Origin of the sequence: Ornithinibacillus californiensis (genome assembly GCF_001038485.1) — a bacterium.
Lineage (GTDB): Bacteria > Bacillota > Bacilli > Bacillales > Amphibacillaceae > Ornithinibacillus > Ornithinibacillus californiensis.
This window is the reverse complement of record NZ_LDUE01000022.1, coordinates 57,837-64,379: the sequence shown is the minus strand read 5'-3', so window position 1 is coordinate 64,379 and position 6,543 is coordinate 57,837. Positions and strand designations below refer to the sequence as shown.

The following is a 6,543-nucleotide window of genomic DNA, read 5'->3' as shown; positions in this document are numbered from 1 at the left end:
GCCTGAACTAGAAGACTGGCAAAGTCGTCCTTTAAATGAATGTTATCCTTTTGTTTTTGTAGACTGTATGTATACAACCATACGCAATCAATACGAAACTAAAAAGTATGCCGTTTATACTATTTTGGGCTATACAATGGAGGGCAAAAAAGACATCCTTGGCTTGTGGCTAAATGAAACAGAAAGCAAGCATAAGTGGATGCAAATCTTTGATGAAATTAAGGCAAGAGGAGTTGAAGACATCTTCTTTATTTCCATGGATGGTGTATCTGGATTAGAAGAAGGAGCTCGCTCTATTTTCCCTGATGTCACTGTCCAAAGATGTATTGTCCATTTAATTCGTAATTCCATTAAATATGTTCCAAATAAGGATTATAGAGCTTTTACATCTTCTTTAAGGAAGGTTTATGGAGCTCAAAGTCTAAAGGCCTGTCAAAGTACGTTTGAATCCTTTAAGCAACAATGGTCTGCCTATCCTGGAGCTATAGATGTCTGGGAAAGAAACTTTGAACATGTAGAACAATTATTTGACTACGGTAGTGCTGTCCGTAAAATCATGTATACAACTAACGCAGTAGAAAGTATCCACTCTAGTTTTAGAAAAGTAACGAAAAAAGGAGCATTTCCCAACGAAAATGCCCTACTTAAAGTACTGTATTTAAGAGTGAAAGAATTAGAAAATAAGTGGAATGGTGGCGGCTTTATTCAAGGCTGGTCTCTAGCCTTAAACCAACTATTAATGAATGAACGATTGAAGGATAGGGTTCTCAAATATAGCTAGTGTGTATTAGAACTTACACACTTTATTTGACAACCCCGTAACTTCACCATTTCATCAATAAATACAATATAAAAGCTGTAGCCCCCTTGCTACAGCTCCTCCAAAATCTCACCAGTTTTGCCATCCTCAATCCTACCATAAACTAAATTCTCACTCTGCGCATTTATGGTTAATATCGCCTTATCTTCCTCATCATTCATTAATTCAACTTCCCATAAATCAGCACCAAGTTCATTTTCATTCATCGGAATGAACAGTGTAGAAACCACTTCAAAGTCATCGGAGACAAAATCCTTCGCTCTTTCCATAACCTTATCCCTCGTCATAGGCTGATTAAGAATCAACCCAACAATAAGCACAACACTTAAAAACAAAATAATTAACCAAGGTCCTCTATTCGATGATTCTTTATTCATAAAATCCCCCAAAATATTTATTAGTACCTATTATTTTAACACAAGGCGGGATTCAGGGACAGGTTCCTTGTCCCACTATATACTTTCCTAAGCATGTCATTGTCTTTTTCATTCATGAGACAGGTTGTTACTACATAAAATGAAATACTCTTAGGTATATTATTTATCACAGAAAAAATGTCAACCTTTAGATGGGATTGTCTACTGGATTTACGGAGGGGATTTTATGTACGTGCAAAGCTTACAAACCAGGAAACCTATTCGTATAAGTAGATCTGTTTACAGTATGGAAGAATTACAAAAGATAGCAATTTATGCAGAACGAGGAGGTGCTCGGATTCTAAGTATAACACCATCATTTCATGGTTCAAGATTAACCGTTTCGTTGGAGCTAGACGGTAGCAAAAGGCAGTTTTAAGGTTGAGGGGACTGTCCCTCTGTGAATTATTTCACAGAGGGACAGTCCCCCTATCCTATAATCTAGCAAATAAAATATTATTTTCTCAATTCATCAAGAATGATATTTTCATCTAAATCTAATTCTGCAAAGCTTAACTTAAGTGGACGCTTTCCGCCACAACAGAAGTCAATTTTATATTTCTTAAATAAATTACTTGCCTTTGGGAATTTCTTAACTATATCTGCTGGTGTATGTTTAACGGTAAATGTCATCGAAATCACTCCTAATAATTTATTTTCATGTTAATTGTAGTCTGAGGATATTAAAATTTCTGTGATGCATATCACAGGAAATTGAAAATGTTGTGAAGGGACAGAGATAGGTTTACTGTCCCAAAACAAAAAAAGTGAGCGAGAGTCAACTTCAACTCTCACTCACCTTTCTTCCCGATTATTCGGGTGGTAGTTCACTGGCTCTCTGTCTCACCAACTCCACAACATTTATCTCTGGTGGATTGAATAATCTAAAGTTTAAGAAGGAAATAGCATCACTACTCCCTAAACCTGTACTAACATACTGCTTTGTGCCTTCATATTCCCATAAACCTTTAACTCTGTTCTCCGGTGGAAATATTCCCCCAGATTCATACCATGCTTCTGGTACAAAAATCGCACCTTTAAACGGGAGCCTTATCTGTCCACCATGATAATGACCTGCCATGATTAAATCAAACTCTCTCCAGAAATGTATAGGTTCATCCTTAATAAAATCAATGCGATTATCAACTACAGGATAATGATTCAAAGCAATTACAACATCACTTGGGTCGGTATCATCCAACAAGGTCATTTCTTCCCAAAGCTTTTTATGATGTGCCATAAACTGCGGGTCTACCACATATGGAGGTTGGACAATCCCCTCTGTTTCTGACACAAATTCCGGTCTCTTAATGATAGCTAGCTCAAACTCTACAAAATGAACAGCTGAACCTTCTACTTCTAAACTAGCAACGGACTCTAGCAAAGTGACTCCCCGTTCCTCCATTCCCTTAATGAAGTCACTTTTACCAAAGCTTGGTTCTATCTCGTAACTATACGGATCTGCATTTCCAGGCACATATAACATCATTTGTTTATTTTCAATTCCCTCTATTATGGAGTAAACAGCCTCATAATTGGTACTATTTATCTCATCCATCATATCCCCTGTAAACACAAGTACATCATAATCAATCGAATTGATTTTCTTAATTAATCTCCGTTGATTTTTGCCAAATTCTTTCTCATGAAGATCACTTACCTGCAGGATACGGAAACCTTCTAATTGTCCGGGTAAAGCTTCGATATGTATCTCTTGCTCCACTATCTTAATACGGTGATTATCCCATATTACAAATACAACAAAAGCAATAATAACTACTAGAACCAATTTAACAATCCTTCCGATGAATTTTAACACATCTATCGCGCCCCAATATCTTCATTTCAATTAAACCAATTATAATAATGCTTCGATTTGACTCTGTAACAAATTACTAAAAACACTCTTCCGTTCCCTGGATAGTTGGGCAAATTTTCCTTTTTGTATAACCTTTCCATCATCTAATACAATAACTTGATCAGCATTTCGTATGGTTGATAATCTGTGGGCGATGACAATGATGGTCATTTTTCCTTTTAGATGCTCTAAAGCTTCCTGAATTTTGGACTCATTTTCCGTATCTAAGGAGCTTGTAGCTTCGTCTAACACAAGTATGGATGGCTTTCTTAAAATAGCTCGTGCTAGTACAAGCCTTTGTCTTTCTCCCCCCGATAACTTTATTCCGCGGTCACCGATTAATGTACCAAGACCTTCTGGTAGCTTCCGTACAAATTCAGCTGCAGAGGAAAACTGCAAAGCCTCCCACAATTCATCCTCACTAGCGTCTGGCTTAACAAGTAGAAGATTTTCTCTGACACTAGCATGAAATAAAAATGGATCCTGTGGAACATATCCAATAGCTTTCCTTAATGCCATAATATTTTTACCAGTTAATATAGCTTCATCCATGGTGATTTTGCCTTTCTCCGGTTGGTTTAACCCCATGATTAAATCGATTAACGTACTTTTCCCTGCACCAGAACGGCCAACAAAGGCTGTCATTTGATTGGCTGGAATTTCAATCGAGATATTTTGCAGGGCATATTTCGACTTGGATGCATGATAACGGAAGAAGACATCCTCACATCTCAGACTCCTCTCTAGAATCAACGTTTCTAATCCTTCTCCTTCATTGGTATCAAATTCTTTCGCTTCTATACACTCCTGTTGGAGCGCCTTAACTACTTTGAAAGAAGGAAGTGTTGCCGCTATCTGTTCCATAGAGGCTTGAATTCCCGCTACCCGGGGCCAAAGTCTAGAAAAAAGAATAATGATTAACATTAATTGTCCAGCTTGAGCACTAAATAGTAAAACAGCAACGTAGATAAAAGTAGCAATTAAGAAAGCAGAAGCAATTTTATAGAAAAGCTGAGATAACGAACGTAAACGTGTATATTCAACCTGCTCATGCTGCATCTGCTCTGTTATAGATTCGAACCATTCCATCCTAGATTGCTCTAGTAAATTACTCTTGATATCCTTAATGCCATTAATTTGATCTGTTACTCCCCCTAGATAATTTCTACCTAATTCATAGGTTCGCTGTCCCAAGGATAATGAACGCTTTAAAAACTTCCGATTAAAGAATATTAATACTAATCCACTAAGCAAGACAAAGATAGTAATGGTTGGAGAAAGATAAAATGCTAGTCCTATCTGGATCACGGTGAAAACAAACGAGGCAAAAAACTGTAATAGCGAATGTGTCCCCGCACTAGCGCGAGCGATTTCTGATGTAATGATATTGATGAGGTCGGTTTTTCTTTGCTTCATAAAGAATTCCCAATTCGCTTGAAGTAATAACTGATACGTTTCTAAACGCATATACCTTAAGAACCCATGCTGAAGTTTAGCATTTTTTACTGTCAATTGACGATTTACTAGATTTTGTCCAATCACTATTAGTACAAATATGCCTAGTACGATTGGTAACCCGATGGAACTTGGAATCTCTTGAAAAAAACTAAACATATTTAATAACGGTAGCGCATCGGCACTCATTTCTACTATTCCGCTAAGGCTTATTAACGGTACTAGAAGTAGAATTCCAACACCCTCTAGTAATCCGATACCAAGCATGCCAAATAGATTTAAATAGACAATCTTCCCCGAATAACTATGTATTTGTTTTAAAAAGTAGAGTATATGTCTCAAGCGATTAGCCCCCTATAGAATTACCCGTTTACGTAATCTGCGCACCAACCAAAGAACAGGACGCAATGGAAAGTATAAAAAATGAAGTTTATTCGGTAACCTTAACAGTTCTGTATCCTCTGGATATGGATATAAAAAGCTCAACATAAATAAGGTTTTCTGCTGAAATGACATTAAAGAAAATAAATGTTTCTTATGATAACTCGCAACTTCATTAGGTACTGGTTCGTTATGTAAGTTAATCATTGATTCCAAATAAAAAATAGCTTCCTGGGCCAACTTGCGAGATGCTCCTCTTAAAGTAAGTGGTTGCACCTTCTCGTCTATTGCCTCATTAAATAACTGTGAAACTAGTATTAATGCTTGCCCAACCACATTGGAATAGTGATATCTATTTAAAATATTAGTAATTAATTGCCAATCCATCTCTAGATTGACCATCTGCTTTATATCAACCAACCATCGTAATCTTGACCACCCATGCCTGGAACCATGAGCAATTAAAAATAAAAACAAATCTTCTTTTCCGAGCATATCAAGTGGAATGTCATTAGACTTATTTACTTCTCTCCGATCCCAAAGCTCTTGAAAGCCAGGCTCTTTTCCGGGGCCAGGGTGTAAGCGCCAATGTAGTTCCACTTTTATCTTTTTCTCTGGGTGGTAATAGCTAACATGGTGATGACGCCATTTCCAGTCACCAAGTACTGTTTGGATGTAATCATTTTTTATATACCCCTGTTCTTCCAGTAGCACTTCAGCCTGCTTCAATCGTTTAATAGGCACAAGAACATCTAGATCACTGGACGTACGTAAGGAGCTATCTCCGTATAATTCTTTTGCCAGATGGGGGCCCTTTAAAAAAAGCAATGGAATCTGACGGGTAGAAAATAATTGAGACAGATGTAACATCTCTCCAGTTAAATACAGCATTTGATACGTATTTCTTTTATAGTGATACGACAAGAAATCAATTACATCAGTTGGCACTATATCAGACCCAAATTCTAATAACCTTGTATATAGACTTGGGTATACCCTATGGTGCAGACTTAATTCCTTAACAAGTTCCCAGTCTAACTGCTGAAGATCAACGTCTACATTTCTTCGCTCTTCTTGTAATTGTTCGATAATGTATCGTAATTCGTTTGGTACCTTTTCCAAACGTAGCATAAAGTCTACCATGGTTATCTCCTTCTCACGAGATGTTCTTTGCAAACGTATGTACAACTGTAAATTTCTCCATCCCTTCTGCACCAGTTATAAAATAAGGACCACTCCGTAGCCATGCATGTGCAATCAGCTTACCTGAATCGTCCTTAGCAGTTCCAAGGTATAGAGTACTTTCCATATTCCGTCTTTCTAGCATTTTCATAGCAGCTATCGCCTTAACAAGACATTCACTTTCCCAAAGTGTATATCGACTAGCTAGATGAATAGCTTGGGATATTTCCGATAACTCTTTTCTTTTATTGAAATTTAGCTGTAAAGGGGTTTCTTGCATTTGCTCCCCAAGAGAAGGTGCAAGCCTTGGAAATGCTCTGAGCTTCAAGATACGTGCCTTGAACAAATAAAAATAGGATTCTAATAATAGCCATTTTAATTTATGATCAATAGACATAAAAATCCTGAGCTTATGCATTATACCGTTCCCT

At 37.2% G+C, this 6,543-nt stretch carries 8 protein-coding genes; 2 read left to right on the top strand and 6 right to left on the bottom strand.

The annotated features are described in order from the left end of the window. Positions 1–781 (top strand): IS256 family transposase (locus TE34_RS06405; protein ID WP_047983079.1); only part of this gene is annotated, 781 nt, incomplete at its 5' end. Positions 782–870: 89 nt separating this feature from the next. Here TE34_RS06405 and TE34_RS06400 read toward each other — a convergent pair. Beyond that, the gene (locus TE34_RS06400; protein WP_047984005.1) at positions 871–1,197 is read right to left on the bottom strand and encodes a hypothetical protein; all 327 of its coding nucleotides are present in this window, start codon (positions 1,195–1,197) and stop codon (positions 871–873) included. A 226-nt stretch (positions 1,198–1,423) separates the two neighbouring features. On the opposite strand from TE34_RS06400, the gene TE34_RS06395 reads away from it, so the two are divergent. Beyond that, entirely contained in the window at positions 1,424–1,615 is a 192-nt protein-coding gene (locus tag TE34_RS06395) for a hypothetical protein (protein ID WP_047984004.1), read from the top strand. Between the two features lie 77 nt (positions 1,616–1,692). Here TE34_RS06395 and TE34_RS20590 read toward each other — a convergent pair whose 3' ends face one another. From TE34_RS20590 to TE34_RS06375, 5 genes are all read right to left on the bottom strand, one after another. Beyond that, positions 1,693–1,869 (bottom strand): DUF542 domain-containing protein, encoded by a 177-nt coding sequence (locus tag TE34_RS20590; RefSeq protein ID WP_084710641.1) that lies wholly within the window; start codon positions 1,867–1,869, stop codon positions 1,693–1,695. Positions 1,870–2,047: 178 nt separating this feature from the next. After that, positions 2,048–3,055 carry a metallophosphoesterase gene (locus TE34_RS06390; protein WP_047984003.1) on the bottom strand — a complete coding sequence of 336 codons (1,008 nt, stop codon included), beginning with the start codon at positions 3,053–3,055 and terminating at the stop codon, positions 2,048–2,050. A 39-nt stretch (positions 3,056–3,094) separates the two neighbouring features. Continuing rightward, complete coding sequence (locus tag TE34_RS06385; protein ID WP_047984002.1) at positions 3,095–4,891, bottom strand: ABC transporter ATP-binding protein; 1,797 nt, start codon at positions 4,889–4,891, stop codon at positions 3,095–3,097. Between the two features lie 12 nt (positions 4,892–4,903). Further along, positions 4,904–6,073 carry a nucleotidyltransferase domain-containing protein gene (locus TE34_RS06380; RefSeq protein WP_047984001.1) on the bottom strand — a complete coding sequence of 390 codons (1,170 nt, stop codon included), beginning with the start codon at positions 6,071–6,073 and terminating at the stop codon, positions 4,904–4,906. Positions 6,074–6,086: 13 nt separating this feature from the next. After that, on the bottom strand, positions 6,087–6,530 hold the full coding sequence (locus tag TE34_RS06375) for a lasso peptide biosynthesis B2 protein (protein WP_047984000.1): 444 nt from the start codon (positions 6,528–6,530) through the stop codon (positions 6,087–6,089). Positions 6,531–6,543: the final 13 nt, after the last annotated feature.